General features: G+C 65.8%; 21 protein-coding genes and 1 tRNA gene. 9 read left to right on the forward strand and 13 right to left on the reverse strand.

The annotated features are described in order from the left end of the window. Window positions 1–3: 3 nt before the first annotated feature. The 4 genes from IE101_RS07375 to IE101_RS07390 all read left to right on the forward strand — a co-directional run bounded on the left by IE101_RS07375 (window position 4) and on the right by IE101_RS07390 (window position 3,868). Window positions 4–1,065, forward strand: a complete 1,062-nt coding sequence (locus tag IE101_RS07375) for an FAD-binding protein (RefSeq protein ID WP_189633371.1) — start codon at window positions 4–6, stop codon at window positions 1,063–1,065. A gap of 37 nt (window positions 1,066–1,102) precedes the next feature. After that, complete coding sequence (gene glcF, locus IE101_RS07380; RefSeq protein ID WP_189633188.1) at window positions 1,103–2,386, forward strand: glycolate oxidase subunit GlcF; 1,284 nt, start codon at window positions 1,103–1,105, stop codon at window positions 2,384–2,386. Window positions 2,387–2,438: 52 nt separating this feature from the next. Continuing rightward, window positions 2,439–3,260: a trypsin-like serine peptidase gene (locus IE101_RS07385; RefSeq protein WP_189633189.1), complete on the forward strand. Its 822-nt coding sequence runs from the start codon at window positions 2,439–2,441 to the stop codon at window positions 3,258–3,260. Window positions 3,261–3,385: 125 nt separating this feature from the next. Further along, on the forward strand, window positions 3,386–3,868 hold the full coding sequence (locus IE101_RS07390; protein WP_189633190.1) for an Hsp20 family protein: 483 nt from the start codon (window positions 3,386–3,388) through the stop codon (window positions 3,866–3,868). A 130-nt stretch (window positions 3,869–3,998) separates the two neighbouring features. On the opposite strand, the gene IE101_RS07395 is transcribed toward IE101_RS07390, so the two are convergent. Together IE101_RS07395 and IE101_RS07400 are read right to left on the reverse strand one after the other, a co-directional pair. After that, window positions 3,999–4,088: transfer RNA gene (locus IE101_RS07395), tRNA-Ser, on the reverse strand. A gap of 88 nt (window positions 4,089–4,176) precedes the next feature. Beyond that, window positions 4,177–5,088, reverse strand: coding sequence for a LysR substrate-binding domain-containing protein (locus IE101_RS07400; RefSeq protein ID WP_189633191.1), 912 nt, complete (start codon window positions 5,086–5,088; stop codon window positions 4,177–4,179). Window positions 5,089–5,180: 92 nt separating this feature from the next. On the opposite strand from IE101_RS07400, the gene IE101_RS07405 reads away from it, so the two are divergent. Both IE101_RS07405 and IE101_RS07410 read left to right on the forward strand, forming a co-directional pair. Continuing rightward, on the forward strand, window positions 5,181–6,749 hold the full coding sequence (locus IE101_RS07405; RefSeq protein WP_189633192.1) for a trimethylamine methyltransferase family protein: 1,569 nt from the start codon (window positions 5,181–5,183) through the stop codon (window positions 6,747–6,749). Window positions 6,750–6,895: 146 nt separating this feature from the next. Continuing rightward, window positions 6,896–7,897 carry an isopenicillin N synthase family dioxygenase gene (locus IE101_RS07410; RefSeq protein WP_189633193.1) on the forward strand — a complete coding sequence of 334 codons (1,002 nt, stop codon included), beginning with the start codon at window positions 6,896–6,898 and terminating at the stop codon, window positions 7,895–7,897. Between the two features lie 44 nt (window positions 7,898–7,941). Here IE101_RS07410 and IE101_RS07415 read toward each other — a convergent pair whose 3' ends face one another. From IE101_RS07415 to ubiA, 6 genes are all read right to left on the reverse strand, one after another. Then, on the reverse strand, window positions 7,942–8,304 hold the full coding sequence (locus IE101_RS07415) for a GFA family protein (RefSeq protein ID WP_189633194.1): 363 nt from the start codon (window positions 8,302–8,304) through the stop codon (window positions 7,942–7,944). A gap of 105 nt (window positions 8,305–8,409) precedes the next feature. Then, window positions 8,410–9,333: a DMT family transporter gene (locus IE101_RS07420; protein WP_189633195.1), complete on the reverse strand. Its 924-nt coding sequence runs from the start codon at window positions 9,331–9,333 to the stop codon at window positions 8,410–8,412. Window positions 9,334–9,527: 194 nt separating this feature from the next. After that, complete coding sequence (locus tag IE101_RS07425; protein ID WP_189633196.1) at window positions 9,528–11,006, reverse strand: NAD-dependent succinate-semialdehyde dehydrogenase; 1,479 nt, start codon at window positions 11,004–11,006, stop codon at window positions 9,528–9,530. Between the two features lie 112 nt (window positions 11,007–11,118). Next, window positions 11,119–11,448: a hypothetical protein gene (locus IE101_RS07430; protein ID WP_189633197.1), complete on the reverse strand. Its 330-nt coding sequence runs from the start codon at window positions 11,446–11,448 to the stop codon at window positions 11,119–11,121. 30 nt (window positions 11,449–11,478) lie between these two features. Next, window positions 11,479–13,458 (reverse strand): OmpA family protein, encoded by a 1,980-nt coding sequence (locus IE101_RS07435; RefSeq protein ID WP_189633198.1) that lies wholly within the window; start codon window positions 13,456–13,458, stop codon window positions 11,479–11,481. A gap of 61 nt (window positions 13,459–13,519) precedes the next feature. Further along, complete coding sequence (gene ubiA / locus IE101_RS07440; RefSeq protein ID WP_189633199.1) at window positions 13,520–14,491, reverse strand: 4-hydroxybenzoate octaprenyltransferase; 972 nt, start codon at window positions 14,489–14,491, stop codon at window positions 13,520–13,522. A 14-nt stretch (window positions 14,492–14,505) separates the two neighbouring features. Between ubiA and IE101_RS07445 the strand changes: the two genes are divergently transcribed. From IE101_RS07445 to IE101_RS07455, 3 genes are read left to right on the forward strand one after another with little or no spacing between them, the layout of a single operon-like run. Continuing rightward, on the forward strand, window positions 14,506–15,234 hold the full coding sequence (locus tag IE101_RS07445; RefSeq protein ID WP_189633200.1) for a 16S rRNA (uracil(1498)-N(3))-methyltransferase: 729 nt from the start codon (window positions 14,506–14,508) through the stop codon (window positions 15,232–15,234). Next, a complete protein-coding gene (locus IE101_RS07450; RefSeq protein ID WP_189633201.1) occupies window positions 15,231–15,764 on the forward strand; it encodes a hypothetical protein in 534 nt (177 codons plus the stop codon). The genes IE101_RS07445 and IE101_RS07450 overlap by 4 nt, the downstream gene beginning before the upstream one ends. A gap of 60 nt (window positions 15,765–15,824) precedes the next feature. Beyond that, window positions 15,825–17,171, forward strand: a complete 1,347-nt coding sequence (locus IE101_RS07455) for a glutamate--cysteine ligase (protein WP_189633202.1) — start codon at window positions 15,825–15,827, stop codon at window positions 17,169–17,171. Window positions 17,172–17,270: 99 nt separating this feature from the next. Here IE101_RS07455 and plsY read toward each other — a convergent pair whose 3' ends face one another. The 5 genes from plsY to IE101_RS07480 all read right to left on the reverse strand — a co-directional run bounded on the left by plsY (window position 17,271) and on the right by IE101_RS07480 (window position 21,217). After that, the gene (plsY, locus tag IE101_RS07460) at window positions 17,271–17,879 is read right to left on the reverse strand and encodes a glycerol-3-phosphate 1-O-acyltransferase PlsY (protein WP_189633203.1); all 609 of its coding nucleotides are present in this window, start codon (window positions 17,877–17,879) and stop codon (window positions 17,271–17,273) included. Next, window positions 17,879–19,156 (reverse strand): dihydroorotase, encoded by a 1,278-nt coding sequence (pyrC, locus tag IE101_RS07465; protein ID WP_189633204.1) that lies wholly within the window; start codon window positions 19,154–19,156, stop codon window positions 17,879–17,881. The genes plsY and pyrC overlap by 1 nt, the downstream gene beginning before the upstream one ends. Before the next feature lie 170 nt (window positions 19,157–19,326). Further along, on the reverse strand, window positions 19,327–19,806 hold the full coding sequence (locus IE101_RS07470; protein WP_189633205.1) for a hypothetical protein: 480 nt from the start codon (window positions 19,804–19,806) through the stop codon (window positions 19,327–19,329). Further along, complete coding sequence (locus IE101_RS07475) at window positions 19,803–20,258, reverse strand: hypothetical protein (protein ID WP_189633206.1); 456 nt, start codon at window positions 20,256–20,258, stop codon at window positions 19,803–19,805. Before IE101_RS07475 ends, IE101_RS07470 begins: the two co-directional genes overlap by 4 nt. Next, window positions 20,255–21,217: an aspartate carbamoyltransferase catalytic subunit gene (locus IE101_RS07480; protein WP_189633207.1), complete on the reverse strand. Its 963-nt coding sequence runs from the start codon at window positions 21,215–21,217 to the stop codon at window positions 20,255–20,257. The genes IE101_RS07475 and IE101_RS07480 overlap by 4 nt, the downstream gene beginning before the upstream one ends. Between the last annotated feature and the right edge of the window lie 68 nt (window positions 21,218–21,285).

The following is a 21,285-nucleotide window of genomic DNA, read 5'->3' on the forward strand; positions in this document are numbered from 1 at the left end:
GATCTGACACCGCAGACCGAGGCCGAACTGGCCGAGGGCATCCGGGCCGCGTCTGGGCCTTTGGTCGTCAGGGGGGGCGGCACGCGCGGGGGGCTGCGCGCGGGGCAGGGGGTTTCGACCGCCGGTCTGGGCGGGGTGCGGCTGTATGAGCCCGGCGCCCTGACGCTGGTTGCCGGGGCGGGCACGCCGATTGCCGATCTAGAGGCGCTTTTGGCGACCGAGGGCCAGTGTCTGGCCTTTGAGGTGCCGGACCTGCGCCGCCTGTTGCAGCGCAGGGGGCAATCCACGCTGGGTGGGGTCATTGCCGAAAACGCAGCGGGTCCGCGGCGTGTGGTCAGCGGGGCCGCGCGTGATTTTTGTCTGGGCCTGCGCTTTGTCGATGGGCAGGGCACGGTCATCCGCAATGGCGGGCGGGTGATGAAGAACGTCACTGGCTATGACCTTGTGAAGCTGCTTGCGGGCAGTCGCGGGCAGCTGGGGGTGCTGACCGAAGTTGCGCTGAAGGTGCTGCCACGCCCGGAAACCGAACAGACGCTGGTGCTGCGTGGCTTGCCCGATGGGCAGGCGGTGGCGGCAATGTCGGCGGCGCTGGGATCGCCCTATGAGGTGACGGGCGCGGCCCATCTGCCGGGGGCCGAGACGCTGCTGCGGCTTGAGGGGTTCGAAGGTTCGGTCCGCTATCGCGCCGGGCAGCTTGCGGCACTGCTGCGCCCATTCGGTGCGGTCGAGATGGCCGAAACCTCGCCCTGGGCGGCAATCCGCGATGTGCTGCCGCTGGCGGGGCGCGCGGGCGATCTGTGGCGCATTTCGACCCGCCCGTCCGAGGCGTCTGCGCTTGTTGCCCGCCTGGGGGCCGAGGCTGTGGTCTATGACTGGGGCGGGGCGCTGGTCTGGGCGCTGATGCCGCCAGGGGCCGACCTGCGCGCGCGGGCGGGCGCCTTCTGCGGCCACGCCCGCTGCCTGCGGGGCGATGCGTCCGCCGGGCCCGTGCCGCTTGATCCCGCGCTTGCCGCGCTGACCGCGGGCCTACGCCAGAAGTTCGACCCGCGCGGCTTGTTCGCATGACCGCCGTTTCGCGCCGCATCAGCACAGGGGATTGACGATGCAGACCTCTTTCACCCCCGAACAGCTACGCGACCCGGCGCTGGCGCGGGCCAATCAGATCCTGCGATCCTGCGTGCATTGCGGGTTTTGCACCGCGACCTGCCCCACCTATCAGGTGCTGGGGGATGAGCTCGACAGTCCGCGCGGCCGCATCTACCTGATCAAGGAAATGCTGGAGACCGGCCGCCCCGCCGATGAAAAGACCGTCAAGCATATCGACCGTTGCCTCAGTTGTCTGGCCTGCATGACGACCTGCCCCAGCGGCGTGCATTACATGCATCTGATCGATCAGGCGCGCGCCCATGTCGAGAACACCTATCAGCGCCCACTGTCGGACCGGGTGTTGCGCGGGATTCTGGCGCAGATCCTGCCCTATCCGAGGCGGTTCCGGCTGGCGCTTCTGGGGGCCAAGATCCTGCGGCCCTTCGCGCGGTTGATCCCCGATGCGCGGCTGCGGGCCATGCTGGCCATGGCGCCACGGCAGGTGCCGCCTGTCAGTCGCAATGATGATGCGCAGGTTTTCCCTGCGCAGGGGCCGCGGCGCCATCGCGTGGCGCTGCTGACGGGCTGCGCGCAGAAGGCGCTGAACACCGATATCAACGATGCCACGATCCGCCTGCTGCGCCGTCTGGGCTGCGAGGTGGTGGTGGCCCGGGGCATGGGCTGTTGCGGGGCGCTGACCCATCACATGGGCCGGACGGAGGACAGCCACGCCCAGGCCGCCGCCAATATCCGTTCCTGGATGGCGGAACATCGCAGTGGGGCGCTGGATGCGGTGGTCATCAACACCTCGGGCTGCGGGACGACGGTCAAGGATTACGGCCATATGTTCCGCAATGATCCGCTGGCTGCGGATGCGGCCACGGTGTCGGCGCTGGCGGTGGATATCACCGAACTTCTGGCGCGGATCGGCCTGCCGGAAGGTGCGCCCAAGGGGCTGCGCGTGGCCTATCACGCCGCCTGTTCGCTGCAACATGGCCAACAGGTCAAGGCCGCGCCCAAGGACCTGCTGAAACGCGCGGGATTTGAGGTGGTCGAGCCCGCCGACAGCCATCTGTGCTGCGGCAGCGCCGGGACCTATAACCTGCTGCAACCCGAAATTTCGGGCGAGCTGCGCCGCCGCAAGGTCGCCACGCTTGAGGCCAAGGCGCCCCAGATCATCGCCGCCGGGAATATCGGTTGCATGATGCAGATCGGATCGGGGACTGCGGTGCCGGTTGTCCACACGGTCGAGCTCCTCGACTGGGCCACGGGGGGGCCGAAACCGCGCGCTCTTGCCTGAGGGCGCGTTTTGCCCCAATCCTGACATGGCAATTCCGCCTGCCGGAGGGGGCATGACCCGCATCCTAATGATCGTCCTGGCTGCCCTGGCCTTGGCCCCCGCTGCCGAGGCCGAGCAGGCCCCCCTGCGCCGCCTTGATACGGTCGATTCCGGCCGCGGGTGGGAGGCGGTCGGGCGCCTCAATCTCGGGCGCAAAGGGTTCTGCACCGGGGCGCTGATTGCGCCCGATCTGGTGTTGACGGCGGCGCATTGCCTGTTTGACAAGGAAACCGGCGCGCGGATCGAAACCAGCCAGATCGAGTTTCTGGCCGGTTGGCGCAATGGCCGGGCCGAGGCCTATCGCGGCCTGCGCCGTGCGCTTGCCCATCCCGAATATGTCTTTGGCGGCACTGATCTGGTGCAGCGCGTGCCCTATGATGTGGCGTTGTTGCAGCTGGATCAGCCGATCCGCCTGCCCACGGTTCACCCGCTCGCCACTGGTCTGCAGCCTGCGGTGGGCGATGATGTGGGGGTCGTGTCTTACGCGCAGGACCGGGCCGAGGCGCCCTCGCTGCAAGAGGTCTGCACCGTCATGGCGCAGCGCGATGCCATGCTGATGCTGACCTGCGATGTCGATTTCGGATCTTCCGGCGCGCCGATCCTGACCTTTGAAAACGGGCAGGCGCGGGTCGTTTCTGTCGTCTCGGCCAAGGCCGAGGTCGAGGGCCGCAAGGTCGCCCTGGGCACAGCGCTGGAAGGCCCGCTTGATGATCTGCGGCAAGAGCTGATCCGCGAGGATTATACCGGCCGCGCCATCAACCCGACCGTGCTGCGCGGTGGCAGTGGCGGGGGGGCAAAATTCCTGCGCCCCGGCGAAGATCATCCCGGCGACTGACCCCCTTGAAAGCCGCGCGCGCGCTTCCCAGATCATGGGAACCGGGCGCCATGACGGGCCCGGCCAACATCTGGCCCGCCCGGTCCCGGGGGGCCGCAGATCGCATCGCTCGAAGAGGATGACCCATGCGTAACTTCGATTTCGCACCGCTGTATCGCGCCACCGTCGGTTTTGACCGTATCGCCGACCTGATGGACCGCGCCCTTGCCGCGGATGCCCCACAGCCGACCTATCCGCCCTACAATATTGAAAAAACGGATGAAAACGCCTATCGCATCTCGATCGCCGTGGCGGGTTTCACCCCCGAAGAGCTGAGCGTCGAGGTCAAGGATGGCGCGCTGTTTGTCTCGGCCCGCAAAGCGCCCGAACCCGCGAACCGCAATTTCCTGCACCGTGGAATTGCGACCCGCGCCTTTGAGCGCCGCTTCGCGCTGGCCGATCATGTTCGCGTGCTGGGGGCCACCCATGAACATGGCATGCTGCATGTCGATCTGCTTCGCGAAACGCCCGAGGCGCTGAAACCCCGCCGGATCGAGATCGCCCGCCCGGCCCCCGCCGTTCAGGCCGAGATCGTCGAGGCCACGAGGACCGAGCCCGCGGTAAACTGATCCACCCGAATCCCCGAAACCCGCGCCCCACACGGCGCGGGTTTTTCGTTGCAGAACCGCCGAGGACGGGATGCCCGCAAGAAGCGTATTGATCCAGTAAGGATCTCGCTTCAGCAATGTTGGGGGTAAGTGGCGGAGACGAAGGGATTCGAACCCTCGAGACCCTTCCGGGCCTGCACCCTTAGCAGGGGTGTGCCTTCGACCACTCGGCCACGTCTCCACCGGCGGGTTTAACGGGGGCTGCGGGGTTGGGCAAGGGGGAAAACGTCATGGATCAGGAAAAGCCTGCGGTGGCCTGCGCTTGGGGGTCAGTCGGGTTTGCGTTGCGCCAGAAGCCAGTCGCGCACGGCCTGGGCGGGACGCGAAAGGGGGCTGTCTTTGGGCCAGATCACATGGAAGGCCTTGCCGGTGAAAAGCGCATGGTCCGTCAGCCGCACCAGCACGCCCTTTTGCACCATCCCCTCCACCAGATGACGCCAGCCGAGGGCCACGCCCTGACCCTCCAGCACGGATTGCACGACCAGCACGTAATCGTTGATCTGCAGGCCCTTGGGCACAGCTTTGCCCGGCACCCCGACCGAGGCGAACCAGTCCCGCCAGGTCGCGGCCGAGCGATAGGGTTCTTCCAGGTGAATCAGCGGATGTGACAGCAGGTCACGCGGTGTGGGGGCGGTGTCGAAATTCGACAGATAGGCCGCCGCACAGACCGGGTGGATTTCTTCGGGGGCGATGGCCTCGGCGTGATATTGCGGCCAGTCGCGCGGATCGCCGCCGCGAATGGCCAGCGGGATGCCTTCGGTCAGCAGGTCCAGATCGCGGTCGGCGGTCTGGATTCGCAGGTCGAGGTCAGGCAGATCCTGCCGGAACTGCGCCATGCGCGGCACCATCCAGAAAGCGGCGAAAGCGGTGGAGCAGGCCAGCGTCACATGACTGCCCGAGGTGGCCGCGCGCAGATCCTGCGCCGACCGCTGGATATGCGAGAGGCCGATGGTCACGTCGGCGTGGAACCGTTCTCCGGCGTCCGAGAGCCGCACGCGGCGGTATTCGCGACGAAAAAGCGGCGTGCCCATTTGTTCTTCCAGCCGGGCGATGGCGTAGGACACCGCGGCCTGTGTCATGTGCAACTCACGGGCGGCGGCGGTAAAGGAGTTCAGCCGCCCCGCCGCCTCGAAGACGACAAGGCTGTTGATCGAGGGAATGAGGCTGCGAAGCGTATCCATAAACCTAGCTTATCAACTCTATCAGAACTTTCCAGCGTTACAGGCATGATCATTGGTCTTAACCTGCCAGAGACTTATGAAAGGGGCCGATCATGGCAGACGGGGATTTGGGGGCGCCGGACAAGCGCGCGCGCAGCGGCCGGTCCGCGCGGCGGGAAAGCCGGATAGGTGGCGCGGGGGGCGTGAAACGGCCCTATATCGTGCGCAACATTCCGACCTATGATATCCTGTCGGATGAAAGCCTGTCGCGGATCGAGGCGACGGCCGACCGCATTCTGGCAGAGATCGGGATCGAGCTGCGCGATGACGCGATTGCCATGCAGCTCTACAAGCAGGCCGGGGCGAAGGTGACGCCGATTTCCGACGATGTCTGGAACCTGCGTTTTGAACCCGGCATGCTGCGCGAGATCCTGAAAACCGCGCCGGCCGAATTCACCCAGCACGCCCGCAACCCCGCCAACAATGTGCGGATCGGCGGCAAGAACGTGGTCTTTGCGCCGTCATACGGGTCGCCCTTCGTGATGGATCTGGACAAGGGGCGGCGCTACGGAACGATCGAGGATTTCCAGAACTTCGTGCGTCTGGCCCAGACCTCGCCCTGGCTGCACCATTCGGGCGGCACGGTCTGCGAACCGACCGATGTGCCGGTGAACAAGCGCCATCTGGACATGGTCTATGCCCATATCCGCTATTCCGACCGCGCTTTTCTGGGGTCGATCACCGCGCCGGAACGGGCCGAGGACAGCGTCGAGATGTGCCGCATCCTGTTCGGCGCCGATTTCGTCGATCAGAACTGCGTGGTGATGGGGAACTTCAACACCACCTCGCCGCTGGTGCTGGATGGCGTGACGACGGCGGGTATCCGCGCCTATGCCGGGGCCAATCAGGGGTCGATTCATCTGCCCTTCCTGCTGGGGGGCGCGGTTGCGCCGCTGACCACGGCGGGGATGGTGGCGCAGGGGCTGGCAGAAAGCATGGCCTCTTGCGCGTTGACGCAGCTGGTGCGGCCCGGATCACCCGCCATTCTGGCGAGCTTCTTTTCCTCCATGTCGCTGCGGTCGGGCTCACCCACCTTCGGCACACCGGAACCGGCGATCGGGTCGCTGGCGATGGGGCAGCTGGCACGGCGGCTCAACCTGCCGCTGCGCTGTGCGGGCAACTTCAGCACCTCGAAACTGCCGGACGGGCAGGCGATGCAGCAAAGCATGATGTCGATGATGTCTGCGGTGCAGGGCGGCGCGAACTATGTGCTGCATTCGGCCGGTTTCCTCGACGGTCTGTTGTCCATGTCCTATGAAAAGATGGTCATGGACATGGACATGTGCGGTGCGCTTCATGCCTATCTGGATGGGATGGCGGTCGATGATGACGCGCTGGCCTTTGACGCGCTGGCCGAACTTGGGCCGGGTCAGCACCTGTTCAGCACCCAGCACACGCTGCGCCACTACGAAACGGCTTATTGGGACAGCGCATTGGATGACAATCAGCCCTGGGAAACCTGGGATGAACAGGGCGGCATCGATTCCGCCAAGCGCGCCAATACGCGCTGGAAGAAGTTGCTGAACGAATACGAAGCCCCCGCCCTGGACGAAGGCAAGGATGATGCGCTGCGCGACTTCATCGCCCGTCGCAAGACCGCCGTTCAGGACATGTGGTACTGATACCGCCCTTCGGCCCCGGCATCTGACCGGGGCCGAAGCCCCCGACCTTTCCCCCAAAATCAGGCAGACAGGCACTTTCCGCGTGGGCCCACGCGGAGGGATGGCTTTCTGCATTTTGACCACGCCATGAACAGGGAGCATTTGGCATGAGCAAGGATCTGATCGCCCGTCTGGACGATAAGCTGCGCGACACGCGCGAAAATTTTGACAGCATTCCGGTCATCGATGTGGCCCCGTTGCTGGATGGCAGCGACAAGCAGGGCGTGGCCAAGCAAATCCGCTGGGCGCTGTCGAATGCGGGCTTCATGTATGTGAAGAATCACGGCATCGCGCAGGGCTTTGTCGATGATGTCTTCGACGTGACGCGCCGCTTTTTCGCCCTGCCGATGGACCAGAAGATGGCGCTGCATGTCAGCAAATCGGATGTGGCGCTGCGCGGCTATATCGAACCCTTCGGTGAAAACACCGATCCGGGAAAGACGCGCGACCTGAAGGAATGCTTTGACATCGGCTCTGAACGGGCGGCGCTGGAAGGGCCGTTCTTTGGCCCGAACCAATGGCCGGCGGGCTTCCCGCAGTTCCAGGAGCTGGTCTACGGCTATCATGAAAAGATGGTCGCGCTGTCCAAGCAGCTGCTCCGGGGCATCGCGCTGAGCCTCGATCTGCCGGAAACGCATTTCGAAGGGATCATGAAAGACCCCATCAGCATCCAGCGCCTGTTGCATTACCCGCCGCAGAACGGCCATGCCGACAAGGACATCATCGGTATCGGCGCACATACCGATTATGGGAACCTGACGATCCTCGCCCAGGATGACGTGGGCGGTCTGCAGGTGATGAACCGCGAGGGCAACTGGGTGGATGGCACGCCGATCCGGGGCGCCTTTGTCATCAACATCGGTGATCTGATCCAGAAGCTGACGAATGACATCTATCTGGCGAACATGCACCGCGTGATCAACACCTCGGGGCGCGAGCGGTATTCGATCCCCTTCTTCATCGACGCCGATTTCGATGCCGTGATCGCGCCGCTGCCCTCTTGCGTGTCAAACTCGAACCCGCAGCGCTATCAGCCCGTGACCTGCGGAGCGCACAAGTTCGGCCGGTTTGTCGCAAGCTACGCGCATCTGCAAAAGCCCGCAGCCTGATCCGCGGCAGGGCCGGATTGCGGGGGATGGCCCCCGCAATCCTTTCAGCGGCAGGCAGATGGCTGGGGCAGCGCCTCACCGTCGCAGGCCTCAATCTCCAGCGCCGCCAGATCGACGCCATCAAGACAACGCACATTCACACTGAAGGATTCGGGCCGCATTCTTGGTCGGCGCAGCGGTGCCACGCCGCAGACCGGGCAGAACAGGTGCTTTGCGATGCCCGTGCCCCAGAGATAGGCCTGAAGCCTGCCTTCCCCCTTCTGTAGCGAAAGCTGATGCGGCTCGACCAGCCAATGCAGGAACCCCGTCTTGCGGCAGATGGAGCAGTTGCAATCCATCACGCCGCTGATCGTGCCTTCAACCATGAAACGAACCTCGCCGCAGTGGCAGGCGCCGGTATAGATCATCCTTGTCTCCCTCGGTGGGGCAGGCTGCTGCCCCTGCGCGCCAGCAAGCCCGCGGCGACCGAACAAGGCAATGTCCGAAAACTTCTTCCCGGATGTGAGATCACCTCAAGCCCTGCGCGCGGCCGCATCCGCCGCCAAGACCGCAAGCCCCCCGGCCGCGATCAGCGACATGCCCACCAGCGTCCAAAGATCGGGCACCTCGCGGAAGAAGACATAGCCCCAGAAAATCGCGAAGATCATGTAGCAATAGTCAAACGTGGCAATCACCTCGGGTTGGGGCGACTGATAGGCCTTGGCCACCCCGATGGCGACGCCCAGGATCAGCACCGCGAGCAGCGCGATATTGCGCCAATCTTCGGGCAAGAGCGGCCGCCACGTTGCCAGCAGAAACGGGAAATCGACGGCAGGCCGCGGCAGGCCCAGCGACAGCCATGCCAAGGCCAGCCCGCCGGTCAGAAGGAAGGCCACGTTCAGCCAGAACCCCAGCACCACCGGCGCAATCTGATGGCAGCGTGCGCGCGTCAGGATTGCCGCGCAGGCATAGAAGGCCGCCGCAGTGACCGGCAGGAAGACGACCGGCGTGAAACTTGCCGCAAAGGGCCGCACAATGACCAGCAACCCCACAAAGCCGGTCAGGATCGCAAGCCAGTGGCCGCGCGTGATGCGGTTGCCCAGCACCAAAGCCGACAGTCCCGCGATGAACAGGGGCGCGGTATAGAAGGCGGCGCCCGCCAGCGACATATCGATGAAGGGCAGGGCGGGATACATCGCCAGATACATCCCGATCAGCGCGAGGCTGCGCAGTGCGATGGCACCGGCCGCCGGATGCCAGACCCGCCCGCGCGACATGATGAACATGACCGGCAGCACCATTGCCGACCGCATGACCCAGATCTGCCACAGCGACATGTCCGCGCTGGCATGTTTGAAGATCGCATCGGCCAGCGCCATCCCGAAGACCGAGGCCAGAATGGCAACCACCCCCTGCGGCAGGCGGCGAAAGGTCAGGGCGGGGGGATGCACGGTCATCGGGGCAGGGCCTTCTGGCTGCGGCACGGCAAGTGCGGCGCGAAATTGCGCTGACTTTAGGCCAGATGTGGCGGCAAGACCTGCCGAGACCGACAGATTATGTCGCCAATCGGCCGCGCCGCGGATTTGCGCCTTTGCACGACGCAAAAAGGGGCGCCGGGTGGCGCCCCTTGTTCTCTTCCAAGACCCCAGCCTCAGATGCTCAGGCAGACATATTTCATTTCGAGGTAATCCTCCATCCCGTGGCGGCTGCCCTCACGACCAAGACCCGATTGCTTGACGCCGCCAAAGGGCGCGACCTCGGTCGAGATGATGCCCGTGTTCACGCCCACGATGCCATATTCCAGCCCTTCCTGCACGCGGGTGATGCGGCCGATGTCGCGGGCGTAGAAGTAGGACGCGAGGCCGAAGATCGTGGCATTGGCCTTTTCGATCACCTCTTCCTCGGTTTCAAAGCGGAAGAGGGGGGCCAGCGGGCCGAAGGTTTCTTCGTTGGTGACCAGCATCTCATCGGTCACATTGGCGACGACCGTCGGCTGGAAGAAGCTGCCGCCCAGATCATGCCGCTTGCCGCCGGTAATGATCGTGGCCCCCTTGCCAAGCGCGTCGCTGATATGTTCCTCGACCTTCTCGACCGCGCCCATGTTGATCAGCGGGCCGGTGGTGACGCCGGCCTTCAGCCCGTCGCCCACGTTCAGCTTGGCCACGGCCGCCGCAAGTTTGGCGGCGAAGGCGTCATAGACGCCCGCCTGCACATAGATGCGGTTCGCGCAGACACAGGTCTGACCGTTGTTACGGAATTTCGAGGCCATCGCCCCGTCAACCGCGGCATCCAGATCGGCGTCATCAAAGACGATGAAGGGGGCGTTGCCGCCCAGTTCCATCGAGCATTTCATCACCTGATCGGCGGCCTGACGCAGCAGGATGCGCCCCACTTCGGTCGAACCGGTGAAAGTCAGCTTCCGCACCACCGGGTTTTCGCAGAATTCCTTGCCGATGTCCGACGACCGTTTCGAGGTGATGACCGAGAAGATCCCCTTGGGCAGGCCCGCGCGTTCCCCCAGCACCGCCAGCGCCAGCGCCGACAGCGGCGTTTCTGCCGCCGGACGGGCAACAAAGCCGCAGCCCACCGCAAGCGCCGGGCCGCATTTGCGGGTGATCATCGCGTTGGGGAAGTTCCAGGGGGTGATCGAGCCGACCACGCCGATGGGTTGTTTCAGCACGGTGATGCGCTTGTCACGCATATGGCCGGGGACGGTTTCGCCATAGACGCGCTTGGCCTCTTCGCCGAACCATTCGATGAAGCTGGCCCCATAGGCGATTTCGCCCTTGGCCTCGGCCAGGGGCTTTCCCATCTCGGCGGTCAGGATCGCGCCCAGATCATCCTGATTGGCCATCATCAGGTCGAACCACTTGCGCAGGATCTGGCTGCGTTCCTTGCCAGTGCGGGCGGCCCAGTCCTTCATCGCCGCTTGGGCGGCGGCAATGGCGCGGGCGGTTTCGGCGCGGCCAAGGTTCGGCACCGTGCAGATCACATCACCGCGGGCGGGGTTCGTGACCTCAAAGACCGAGCCGTCATCCGCGTCGATCCATTCGCCCGCGACATAGGCCTTGGTGGCCAGAAGCGAGGGGTCTTTCAGAAGCGACCGAAGGTCGGTGACGGAATCAAGCATGGCTGGGCCTCCTTATGCGGTTGGCCTAGCAGAACCATGCACACCTTCGGCTGTCCAGTTCCCCTGCGGCAGCGCGTGTCGCAAAAAGCCCTGTTTTGATCAAATGCCGGGCTCAGGAATTGGCGTGCATGCGTTCGATATAGGCGCGCATTTCCTCGGCCTCTTGCCGGGCGTCGCGCAGGCCTTCCATCGCCGCGCGCAGTTCGGCCTCGGTCTGCGACAGCTGGTTCGAAAGTTCCTGTTCACGCTGTTCCAAGAACATCACCGCCTGATCGCGGCTTTCTTCCGCGTCATGCAGCGCTTGTGCAAGCTTCTCCAGCTCGCCCATATCGGCGGCTGAAACCCGGCGGAACCGCTGGATCACCAGTTGCACGAACCAGCCCAGCGTAAAGGCCAGAAGCAGCACGATGGCCGTGGCGATGACAAATTCGTTGCGGTTCATCAGACAGGTCCTGTTGGGCGAAGGGGCGGGTCAGTCGCGGGCGGGGCGGGGCTTCGGGCGGACGGTGATTTCGGTCGGCGCAAGCGAGGGCCAGCTGTCCTCGGCGGTGGGCGGCGCCGCGTCCGCAGGGGCCGTGCCTTCGGCCACGGGTGCGGTTGCGGCAGGGGCCGGGGCATCCAGCAGGGTAAATTCGATGCGGCGGTTCGCTTCGCGGCCCTCTTCGGTGCCATTGTCCGCGATGGGAAGCCCCTCACCATAGCCCTTGGCGATGATGCCCGCGACCGGCGCGCCGCGTCCTTGCAGCGACAGAAGCACCGCCTCGGCCCGCGCCTGGCTGAGCGCGAGGTTGCCCTCGGTCGATCCTTGCGCGTCGGTATGGCCTGCGATTTCCAGCTTCAGCGCGGGACAGTTCTTCAGGATATCGGTCAGGGCGACCATGGTGCCTTCGGCTTCGGCCGCGATTTCGGCAGAATTCGGGGCAAAGCTGATCTTGGTCTTGGCCAGTACGCCATTCAGCTGCACGGCACATTCCTGCGGCGAGGGCAGGGCCGCGAAGGGATCGAAGGCCTCATCATAGGTGACCGAAACCTTGAAGGGTTTTCCCTGGCCCAGCTTGTCCGACAGGATCTGCGCCACGCGCGCGCGGCCGTCCTGACGCCCGGTCACGCCCGACACCTCGACCGTATCGGCGCGCACGACCAGATTGCCATGATGCAGGATCGCCAGCGCCTCAAGCCCCGCCAGTACGCGGACGGGCCAGCCATCCGGAAGGGCATCATCAAACCGCGTCGCGGTGTAAACCTGATCGGCGCCGAACCGCGCCTTGGCGTAGGAATCGACGGCCGCCTTCAGCAGATCATCGGTCAGGCGCCCCCGCAGTTCCACCTTGCCAGTTTCCGCCAGTGCGGCGGTGAACTCCGCCGGACCTGCCAAGGCGCCGTCGGCCTTGGGCGGCAGCGTCGATTTCAGCGAAAACACCTGCGGCAGCGCGGCCTGCAAGTCCCCCACGACGCGGTCGAATGTGGCCTGCGGCGTGCCCGGATCGGCCAAAAGCGTGACATCGGCATCCGAGAAGGTGATCGAGCCTGCGCCCAGATCGGTCACGGCGGTGATGCCCGCGGTGACGGCATCGGCCCAACTGGGGGTCGGCACGCCAAGACCCACGGTGCAGACGACCGATCCCTTGATGCCCGCCGCCGTGCCGGCCGTGATGATGCGCTCCCGCGCGCGATCGGTATCGGCCGAGCAGGCGTCAAAACGCGCCCCTTCGGCATCTTTGAGGAAGCGGAAGGTGAAGGGCGTCAGCACCGGGCGCGGGGCCGAAATCGAAATGCTGACATCCAGCCCCTCGGGGCGCAGCTCTGCAAGTTCGGATTCCAGCCGACGTTTCTGGGCGTCGCTGTCGGAAATGGCGGTGATGGTCACCTTGTCGGCTGCGACCGAGATTTTGGAGCGCGGGAGAAGTTTCAGCGCCGCGGTCCCGAAGCCCAGCGCGGCATCCCAGGTTTCCGGCGCGGGGAAAGCGGCGGTTTCCAGCATGTCGGATACAGGCAGGTCGCCCGCAATGCTGGCGATTTCGGCCCCCAGCACGGCATCGGCCTCTTCGGGGGCGGGGGCCGTGGCATCGGTGCGGGGCGTCGCGGGCAGCAGGCCGATCACCGAAATCCCATCGGTGTTGCGCAGCATCTCGACCGAAAAGCGGGGCGCCTCAATGGCGCGGACCGGGGTCACATCCATCCGGTCGCGCACGCGGGCGGCATCGACTACGGTGCCGGCTAGGTTGATCGCCCGAAAGCGCGCGGCCTCATTCGGGGCGGTGCCATTCAGCCGCACCTGCAACCCCGAGGCGCGGACATCGGTCCAGGTCATCCCCTCGGTCAGCAGGACCGAGCGGACGGCGGCCTCGGACCGGTTCTCGATCACCATCACGCCCGTCCAGGCGGTGACGATGGCCACCAGCCCCGCGCCGACAAAGACAGTCGTGGTAAGCAGGGAAGGTGGGATTCGCATCGATTGGCCTTTGTTGCCGGTAACACCCGGTTTCCTTACGGTGCCGGGCCGCGCGGATCAATCAAACCAATGCCGCACCGGCAAGAAACAGCGCAAGGATCAGCCCCGCATCGCGGTTTGACCGGAAGAGCCGCAGGCAGATCCCGGTATCCGTGGTATCCAGCCGCCCCATCTGCCAGTGCAGATGCCAGCCAAAGGCCCAGACCCCGGCCAGCGCCACCACCATTGGCAGCGCGAGGCCCCCGATCAGCGCCACGATCACCGCGCCTCCCGCCAGCAGTACGGCCGCAATCAGGAACCGGCGCAGCCATTGCGGGCTTTCTTCATCCCCGAACAGGCGGGCGGTCGATTTGACCCCGATCAGGGCGTCGTCCTCTTTGTCCTGATGGGCGTAGATCGTGTCGTAGAACAGCGTCCAGGCGATTCCGGCAAGCCAGAGCAGCACCGGCGACAGGCCCAGCGTGCCGTCATGCGCCGCCCAGGCGACCAGCACGCCCCAGTTGAATGCCAGCCCCAGAAAGGCCTGCGGCCACCAGGTAAAGCGTTTGGCAAAGGGATAGATCGCCACCAGCACCAGCGACCCCACCCCCAATCCGATGGCCAGCGGCGTGAAGGTCAGAAGGATCAGCGCCCCGATCAGACATTGCACCCCCATCCAGACCAGCGCCTGCGTGACCGTCACCTGCCCGGACGGCAGCGGGCGCGACTTGGTCCGCGCGACCTGCGCGTCGAACTTGCGGTCGGTGATGTCGTTCCAGGTGCAGCCCGCCCCCCGCATGACAAAGGCCCCCAGCGCGCAGCCCACCGCGATCCAGAGGTCGAACCACCCAGCCCCGTCGGGATTGGCGGTAATGGCCAAGGCAAGGCCCCACCAGCAGGGGATCAGCAAAAGCCATGTGCCGATCGGCCGATCGGCCCGCGACAGGCGCAGGTAGGGCCGGGTTGCGGGCGGGGCGTAACGGTCCACCCAGTTGTCGGCCGGGGCATCTGCAACCTGTGCTGCGGGCTCTGGCGTTTCGGCGCGGTCGGACATAGCTTTGCCCCATCATGGCAGATGCAAAAATCAGGCTCTATGTAGACCACCCCTTGTCCGAGGGGCAATCCGTTCCGCTGAACGAGGATCAGGCGCTCTATCTCTTTGCCGTCATGCGGAAAGAGAAGGGGGACAGCATCATGCTGTTCAACGGGCGCGATGGCGAATGGCTGGCCGAGGTCGTGGACGCGGCCAAGCGGCGCGGCGTGCTGATCTGTCGCAGCCAGACCCGGCCCTTGCAGGCGCCGCCCGACGTCTGGTTGCTGTTTGCGCCGGTGAAGAAGGCCGAGACCACCTATATCGTGGAAAAGGCGGTTGAACTGGGGGTGGCGCGGCTTTGCCCGGTGCAGACCCGTTTCACCAATTCCGACCGTCTGAACCGTGACCGTCTGCAGGCCAATGCACGCGAAGCCGCCGAACAATGCGGCGCGACCCTTGTGCCCGAGGTGGCCGAGATCACACCCCTTGACCGCCTTCTGGCGCAGTGGCCCGCCGACCGGCGCATCCTTTGGTGCAATGAGGCGAAGGCCGGTCTGGCCACGGCCCTGTCGACCGAGGGGCGCGGCCAACCCTGGGCAATCCTGATCGGCCCGGAGGGCGGCTTTTCCGAGGACGAGCGCGCGCGTCTGGCGGCCCTGCCGCAGGTGCTGCAGGCGAGCCTCGGGCCGCGCATCCTGCGGGCGGAAACGGCCGCTGTGGCCGCGCTGACCCTTTGGCAGAGCGTCTTGGGGGACTGGGCATGATCCGCCCCGACGCCCGCGCGCGGCTGTGGCAGGCGCGCGACCTGTTCGTCTCGCTGGGGGTTGTGGCGCTTGGCCTGTGGTTCTTGCGGCTGGGGGGCTATCTGCTGGTGCCTGTCGGGGCTGCGGTCATTGCGCTGGGGCTGGGTCTTGCCCTGCTGGCCCTGCGCCGCCTGCGCTTTGCCCGCCCCGCGACCGGGCCTGGCCTGGTCGAGGTTGATGAAGGGCAGGTGGGCTATCTGGGGCCGATGGGCGGCGGCTATGTTTCCCTGCGCGAACTGGCGGAACTGCGGCTTCTGTCGCGCGGGGGCGCCCGATTCTGGCGGCTGAAACAGATGGACGGGCAGGCGCTGCTGATCCCGGCCGACGCCCAGGGGGCCGACCAGCTTTTTGATGCCTTCGCCAGCCTTCCGGGCTTGGGCAGCGATGCCCTTGTCGCGGCCTTGGAGAAAAATGTCGTTTCTGGCGAGGATTCCCTTGGCCCCGTGATCTGGCGGCATCCGACGCGGGCAAACCGTATCGCCACGCCTTGACTTGCGCCGTGACCCGCGCCACCTGTTGACGCCCGACCTTACGGCAGCACGGAGCTTTCCATGTCCATCCCCCAAAGCGGCGGCGGTCCCATCGAGTCCTTCTCGCAGCTGGCCGAGATGATGGAGCAGGGCAACAAGCCCCGCGAAGACTGGCGCATCGGCACCGAGCATGAGAAATTCGGCTTCCTGATCCCCGAACACGCCCCGCTGCCCTATGACGGCGCGCGGTCGATCAAGGCGCTGCTGGAGGGTCTGGCGGCCCGTTTCGGCTGGGCCCCGGTGCTGGAGCAGGACAAGATCATCGGCCTGTCGCGCAAGGGCGCCAATATCAGCCTGGAACCGGGTGGCCAGTTCGAGCTTTCGGGCGCGCCGCTGGCCAGCCTGCATGAAACTGCGGCCGAGCTGCAGAACCATCTGGACGAAGTGCGGGCCGTCACCGAAGGCTGGGGCGTGGGCTTTCTGGGCGTGGGTGCCGCGCCGGAATGGTCGCATGGCACCATGCCGGTCATGCCCAAGGGCCGCTACCGCCTGATGACTGACTATATGGGGCGCGTCGGCACCCATGGCACGCAGATGATGTATCGCACCTGCACGGTGCAGGTGAACCTCGACTATGCCTCGGAAGCGGACATGGTCAAGAAACTGCGCGTGGCGCTGGCGCTGCAGCCGGTGGCAACGGCGCTGTTTGCCTCTTCCCCCTTCTTTGAGGGCAAACCCAATGGCCATCGCAGCTGGCGGTCGCGCATCTGGCGCGACCTTGATGCCAGCCGCACCGGCATGCTGCCCTTTGCATTCGAAGAGGGGATGGGCTTTCAGCGCTATGTCGACTGGGTGCTGGATGTGCCGATGTATTTCGTCTACCGCGACGGGCACTACATCAATGCGCTGGGGCAGAGCTTCCGCGATTTCCTGAAGGGCGAGCTGCCCGCGTTGCCCGGCGAAAAGCCCACGCTGAGCGATTGGGCCGATCACATGACCACGGTTTTCCCTGAGGCGCGGGTCAAGAAATACATCGAGATGCGGGGCGCCGACATGGGCGATCAGGCCCATGTGGTCGCGCTGCCGACGTTCTGGGTGGGGCTGATGTATGATCAGGCGGCGCTGGATGCGGCCTGGGATCTGGTGAAGGGGCTCGATGCCGCCACGCGGGAAGAGCTGCGGGTTGCGGCCTCGGTTTCGGGTCTTGCGGGGCAGGCGGGCGGGGTGAAGATCCTCGATCTGGCGCGGGCGGCGGTGGGGCTGTCGCATGCCGGTCTGGCCGCGCGGGGGCTGGGCGAGGAACGTCTGCTGGCGCCGCTGGTTGCGAACCTTGAGGAAGGGCGCACGCAGGCCGACCGACTGTTGGCCGCCTATCAGGGGGAATGGAAGGGCAGTCTTGCGCCGATCTATGAGGCGGCGAAGCTGTAAGAAGACAGGGGGCTGTCTGCCCCCTCTTGCCTGCGGCAATTCACCCCCGAGGATATTTCGGGACAGAAAATGGGAAGGGGAGGCCGCGGGGCCTTCCCTTTATTTTTGACCGATGCGGGGTTCGGTGCCGGCCAGAAGCCGCTGGAGATTGGCCGCGTGGCGCCACCAGACGAGGGCGGCCAGAAGGAGGCCGAGCGCGATCATGGCGGGATGGCCGAAGAGCCACATCCAGAGTGCCGCCGAGAGCGTGGCGACGAGGGCCGAGAGCGAGGAGATCTTGCTGATCTTGGCGGTGGCGAGCCAGGTCAGGCAGCAGGCGAGGCCCACGGGCCAGGCGAGGGCGAGGGCGGTGCCGAGGAACGTGGCCACGCCCTTGCCACCGCGGAAGCCGAGCCAGACCGGGAAGAGATGGCCGATGAAGGAGGCCAGAGCCGCGAGTTGGGCGGCATCTTCGGCGCCGGTCAGGGCACGGGCCAGGAGGACGGCGATGCCGCCCTTGCCTGCATCCAGAAGCAGCGTCGCGAGGGCCGCGCCCTTGTTCCCGGTCCGCAGCACATTGGTGGCGCCGATATTGCCGGAGCCGATATCCCGCAGATTACCGAGGCCGAGAAGGCGGGTGATCACCACGCCGAAGGGGATGGAGCCTGCCAGATAGGAGAGCAGCGCCACCAGAAGCAGCGTTGTCAGGTCGGTGGTGATCGGGGGCATCAGCTCTCTCCGGCGGTGAAGACGCGGGCGCCGCCCACATAGGTGGCCAGAACCTTACCTTCCATGCGGCTGCCGTCAAAGGGGGTGTTCTTGGACTTGGAGCGCAGGGTGAACCGGTCCAGCACGAAGGGCGCGTCGGGGTCGAACAGCACGAGATCGGCAGGTGCGCCGGGGGCAAGGCGGCCCTGCGGCAGGCCCAGGAGATCCGCGGGGTTGAGCGAGAGGGCGCGCCAGAGTTCCGGTAGGGTCAGGTGGCCTGCATGATACAGGCGCATCGCGGCGGGCAGCAGGGTTTCGAGCCCCACGGCGCCGGGGGCGGCCTCTTCATAGGGCAGGCGTTTGCTTTCCTCATCGGCCGGGGTGTGCATCGAGCAGATCACGTCGATCAGCCCGTTGGCCACGGCCTCGACCATGGCGAGGCGGTCTTCCTCGGACCTCAGCGGGGGGGTCATCTTGAAGAAGGTGCGGTAATCGCCCACGTCGATTTCATTGAGCGTGAGGTGGTGGATCGAGACGCCTGCCGTGACCGTCAGCCCGTTCTTGCGGGCGCGTTCCAGTGCGGGCAGGGTGCGGGCGCTGGTGACTTGATCGGCGTGATAGCGCACGCCCGTCATTTCCACGAGCGCCATGTCGCGGTCAAACCCCATCCGTTCGGCCATCGGATGCACGCCCGGCAGGCCGCGCAGCGAGGCGAATTTGCCCGAGGTGACGGCCGCGCCTTTGGAGAGGCCCGGTTCCTGTGGATGGCCGATGATCAATGCGCCAAGGCTGCGGGCATAGCTGAAGGCACGCGAGAGCGCCTTGGTATCGGTCGAGACAGCCTCGGCATCGGTGAAGGCGATGGCCCCGGCATCAAGGAGAAAGCCGATCTCGGTCATTTCCTTCCCGGCACGGCCCTTGGTCAGGGCGGCCATGTGACGGATGCGGACGGGGCTTGCTTCGGCCGCGCGGCGCGTCACGAATTCGAGCGTTTCGGGCGTGTCGATGGCGGGGTGGGTGTCGGGGCGGGCGATGATCGTGGTCACGCCGCCCGCCGCCGCCGCAAGTCCGGCGGAACGAAAGCTTTCACGGTGACGTTCGCCGGGTTCGCCGATCTTCACCCCCAGATCGACGATGCCGGGGGCAAGGCATTTGCCGCCGCAATCCACGACTTCGGCACCGGCAGGGGCGGGGGCGTTGATCGCCAGGATCAGGCCGCCCTCAACCGTCAGCGACCCGAGGGCATCGGTGCCGGTCTGCGGATCAATCAGGCGCGCATGGGTGAAATGCAGGGTCATGGGGCCTCACGGGTCAGAAGGGGCGCGACGGCGCGATGGAAAGCAGGCATGGCGTCAGCTGAACGCCACGAAGCCGAGGGTGAAGACCGCCAGAAACACCAGCACGGCCACGGCGACCATGCCGGTGGCGCGCATCTCTTCGCGGGTGGGCTTGCGGTCGGGATCGGGGGTCATGCGGGGTCTCCGGCACGGGCGCGCTGAATCTGGCGGATCAGCGCCAGAACTTCGGGGCCCTCATCAAGGCGTTCAAACAGAAGGGGCGGGGCGCTGCGATTCTGCAGGGTCAGCGTCATGGGATCGCCCGAGGGCTCGACCATGGTGGCGGGGCCGATCTCGACCGCCTGCCAGCGTGACCCTACCAGCGGCCAGCGCAGTTCCGTCAGCGCGCGGCGGTCGGTCAGCGTGTAATGCGCCATCTTCGCCCGCAGACGCGGCCCCCAAACCCGCCAAAGGACCAGCCGCAGCCCGATGGCCAGAAACGGCAGACCCGCCAGCCAGATCGGCCCGCGCGCCATCGCCTGATCCATCCAGAACAGTGACACGGCCACGAAACCCGCGCCGATCACGATCTGACCGGGGCGCGAGACATCGGGCCGGGCATTGCCGCCGGGCCGCCCCTGCCAGAGGATGCGCTCCGCAGGGCCGATCATGCGCTCCGCGCCCCGGTAACCTGGCCAAGCGTGTCCAGCACCGCATCGGCATCGGCCATATACTTCATCAGGTGCTTTTCCCCGTTGCGGGTGATAAGGACGACATCCCCAAACAGGCGCTGCGCCCGGGTCAGATCGGCCCGGGCAATGGCCTGCCCCGAGGGGCCAAGAAGCCGCCGGTCCGTCAGCCGCCATTCCGCCGCCAGCGCCTCGGAGGCGAGGAAAGCCGCCCGCGCACCCATGGCCAGCAGGGCGGCCAGCGGACCCACCCAGGGGTGCGGGTTCTGCATCACCACCAGCACCACCCCCGCCACCGTGCCGAACACGACCGACAGGATCAGCTGCGCCCGGACATAGGCCGTGCGATCCGCGCGAAAGCTCGCCAGCAGCACCTCGCCCTCGGCAAGGGGCAGGGGGCCGTTCAGCAGACTGTCGCGCGTGATCTGGGTCACACCAGGGTCCCCACGGCCTTTGCGCCCCGCTCGGCCCTCAGATTGCGCGCCAGCAGATCCATGCAGGCCATGCGGACGGCCACGCCCATCTCGACCTGATCCTGAATGACCGAGCGGTTGATGTCATCGGCGATCTCGCCGTCGATCTCGACCCCGCGGTTCATCGGGCCGGGGTGCATGACGATGGCCTCGGGGCTGGCATAGGCCAGCATTTCCGCATCGAGGCCATAGCGGTGATAATATTCACGCTCGGACGGGATGAAGCCGCCATCCATGCGTTCCTTCTGAAGGCGCAGCATCATCACGACATCGGCGCCTTTCAGCCCCTCTTTCATTTCGTCATAGACCTCGCAGCCAAATTCGCCCACGCCCGAAGGCATCAGCGTCGGCGGCCCGATCAGGCGGATGCGGTTCTCCATCTTGCCCAGAAGGATCAGGTTCGACCGCGCCACCCGGCTATGGGCGATATCGCCGCAGATCGCCACGGTCAGCCGCTGGAGCCGCCCCTTGGCGCGGCGGATCGTCAGCGCATCCAGCAAGGCCTGCGTCGGATGTTCATGCCGCCCGTCGCCCGCATTCAGCACGGCGCAATTCACCTTGCTGGCCAAAAGGTTCACCGCGCCGGAATTGGGGTGGCGCACCACCAGCAGGTCAGGGTGCATCGCATTGAGCGTGAGCGCGGTGTCAATCAGCGTCTCGCCCTTCTTCACGCTCGACTGCGCGACCGACATGTTCATCACATCAGCCCCCAGCCGCTTGCCGGCCAGCTCGAAACTGGCCTGCGTGCGGGTGGAATTCTCGAAGAACATGTTGATCTGCGTCATGCCCGACAGCGCGTCCGAGCTTTTGACCGTGCGGCGGTTCAGATCGACATAGCGTTCGGCCAGATCCAGCACCGCCCGGATTTCATCCGGCGCCAGATGTTCGATGCCAAGCAGGTGACGGGCGCGGAAGGACATGACAAGCCTTTCTCGACAGCGGAAAGAGGCGCCGCTGCAGGCTGCGCGGCCAGTTGCGCCCGCTTATA

Origin of the sequence: Gemmobacter lanyuensis (assembly GCF_014652355.1) — a bacterium.
In the GTDB taxonomy this organism is placed as follows: domain Bacteria; phylum Pseudomonadota; class Alphaproteobacteria; order Rhodobacterales; family Rhodobacteraceae; genus Gemmobacter; species Gemmobacter lanyuensis.

Coding starts and splice junctions, on each gene's coding strand:
- glcF (WP_189633188.1), top strand. CDS start 1,103: ATGCAGACCTCTTTCACCCCCGAACAGCTACGCGACCCGGCGCTGGCG.
- IE101_RS07385 (WP_189633189.1), top strand. CDS start 2,439: ATGACCCGCATCCTAATGATCGTCCTGGCTGCCCTGGCCTTGGCCCCC.
- IE101_RS07390 (WP_189633190.1), top strand. CDS start 3,386: ATGCGTAACTTCGATTTCGCACCGCTGTATCGCGCCACCGTCGGTTTT.
- IE101_RS07400 (WP_189633191.1), bottom strand. CDS start 5,088: ATGGATACGCTTCGCAGCCTCATTCCCTCGATCAACAGCCTTGTCGTC.
- IE101_RS07405 (WP_189633192.1), top strand. CDS start 5,181: ATGGCAGACGGGGATTTGGGGGCGCCGGACAAGCGCGCGCGCAGCGGC.
- IE101_RS07410 (WP_189633193.1), top strand. CDS start 6,896: ATGAGCAAGGATCTGATCGCCCGTCTGGACGATAAGCTGCGCGACACG.
- IE101_RS07415 (WP_189633194.1), bottom strand. CDS start 8,304: ATGATCTATACCGGCGCCTGCCACTGCGGCGAGGTTCGTTTCATGGTT.
- IE101_RS07420 (WP_189633195.1), bottom strand. CDS start 9,333: ATGACCGTGCATCCCCCCGCCCTGACCTTTCGCCGCCTGCCGCAGGGG.
- IE101_RS07425 (WP_189633196.1), bottom strand. CDS start 11,006: ATGCTTGATTCCGTCACCGACCTTCGGTCGCTTCTGAAAGACCCCTCG.
- IE101_RS07430 (WP_189633197.1), bottom strand. CDS start 11,448: ATGAACCGCAACGAATTTGTCATCGCCACGGCCATCGTGCTGCTTCTG.
- IE101_RS07435 (WP_189633198.1), bottom strand. CDS start 13,458: ATGCGAATCCCACCTTCCCTGCTTACCACGACTGTCTTTGTCGGCGCG.
- ubiA (WP_189633199.1), bottom strand. CDS start 14,491: ATGTCCGACCGCGCCGAAACGCCAGAGCCCGCAGCACAGGTTGCAGAT.
- IE101_RS07445 (WP_189633200.1), top strand. CDS start 14,506: ATGGCAGATGCAAAAATCAGGCTCTATGTAGACCACCCCTTGTCCGAG.
- IE101_RS07450 (WP_189633201.1), top strand. CDS start 15,231: ATGATCCGCCCCGACGCCCGCGCGCGGCTGTGGCAGGCGCGCGACCTG.
- IE101_RS07455 (WP_189633202.1), top strand. CDS start 15,825: ATGTCCATCCCCCAAAGCGGCGGCGGTCCCATCGAGTCCTTCTCGCAG.
- plsY (WP_189633203.1), bottom strand. CDS start 17,879: ATGCCCCCGATCACCACCGACCTGACAACGCTGCTTCTGGTGGCGCTG.
- pyrC (WP_189633204.1), bottom strand. CDS start 19,156: ATGACCCTGCATTTCACCCATGCGCGCCTGATTGATCCGCAGACCGGC.
- IE101_RS07470 (WP_189633205.1), bottom strand. CDS start 19,806: ATGATCGGCCCTGCGGAGCGCATCCTCTGGCAGGGGCGGCCCGGCGGC.
- IE101_RS07480 (WP_189633207.1), bottom strand. CDS start 21,217: ATGTCCTTCCGCGCCCGTCACCTGCTTGGCATCGAACATCTGGCGCCG.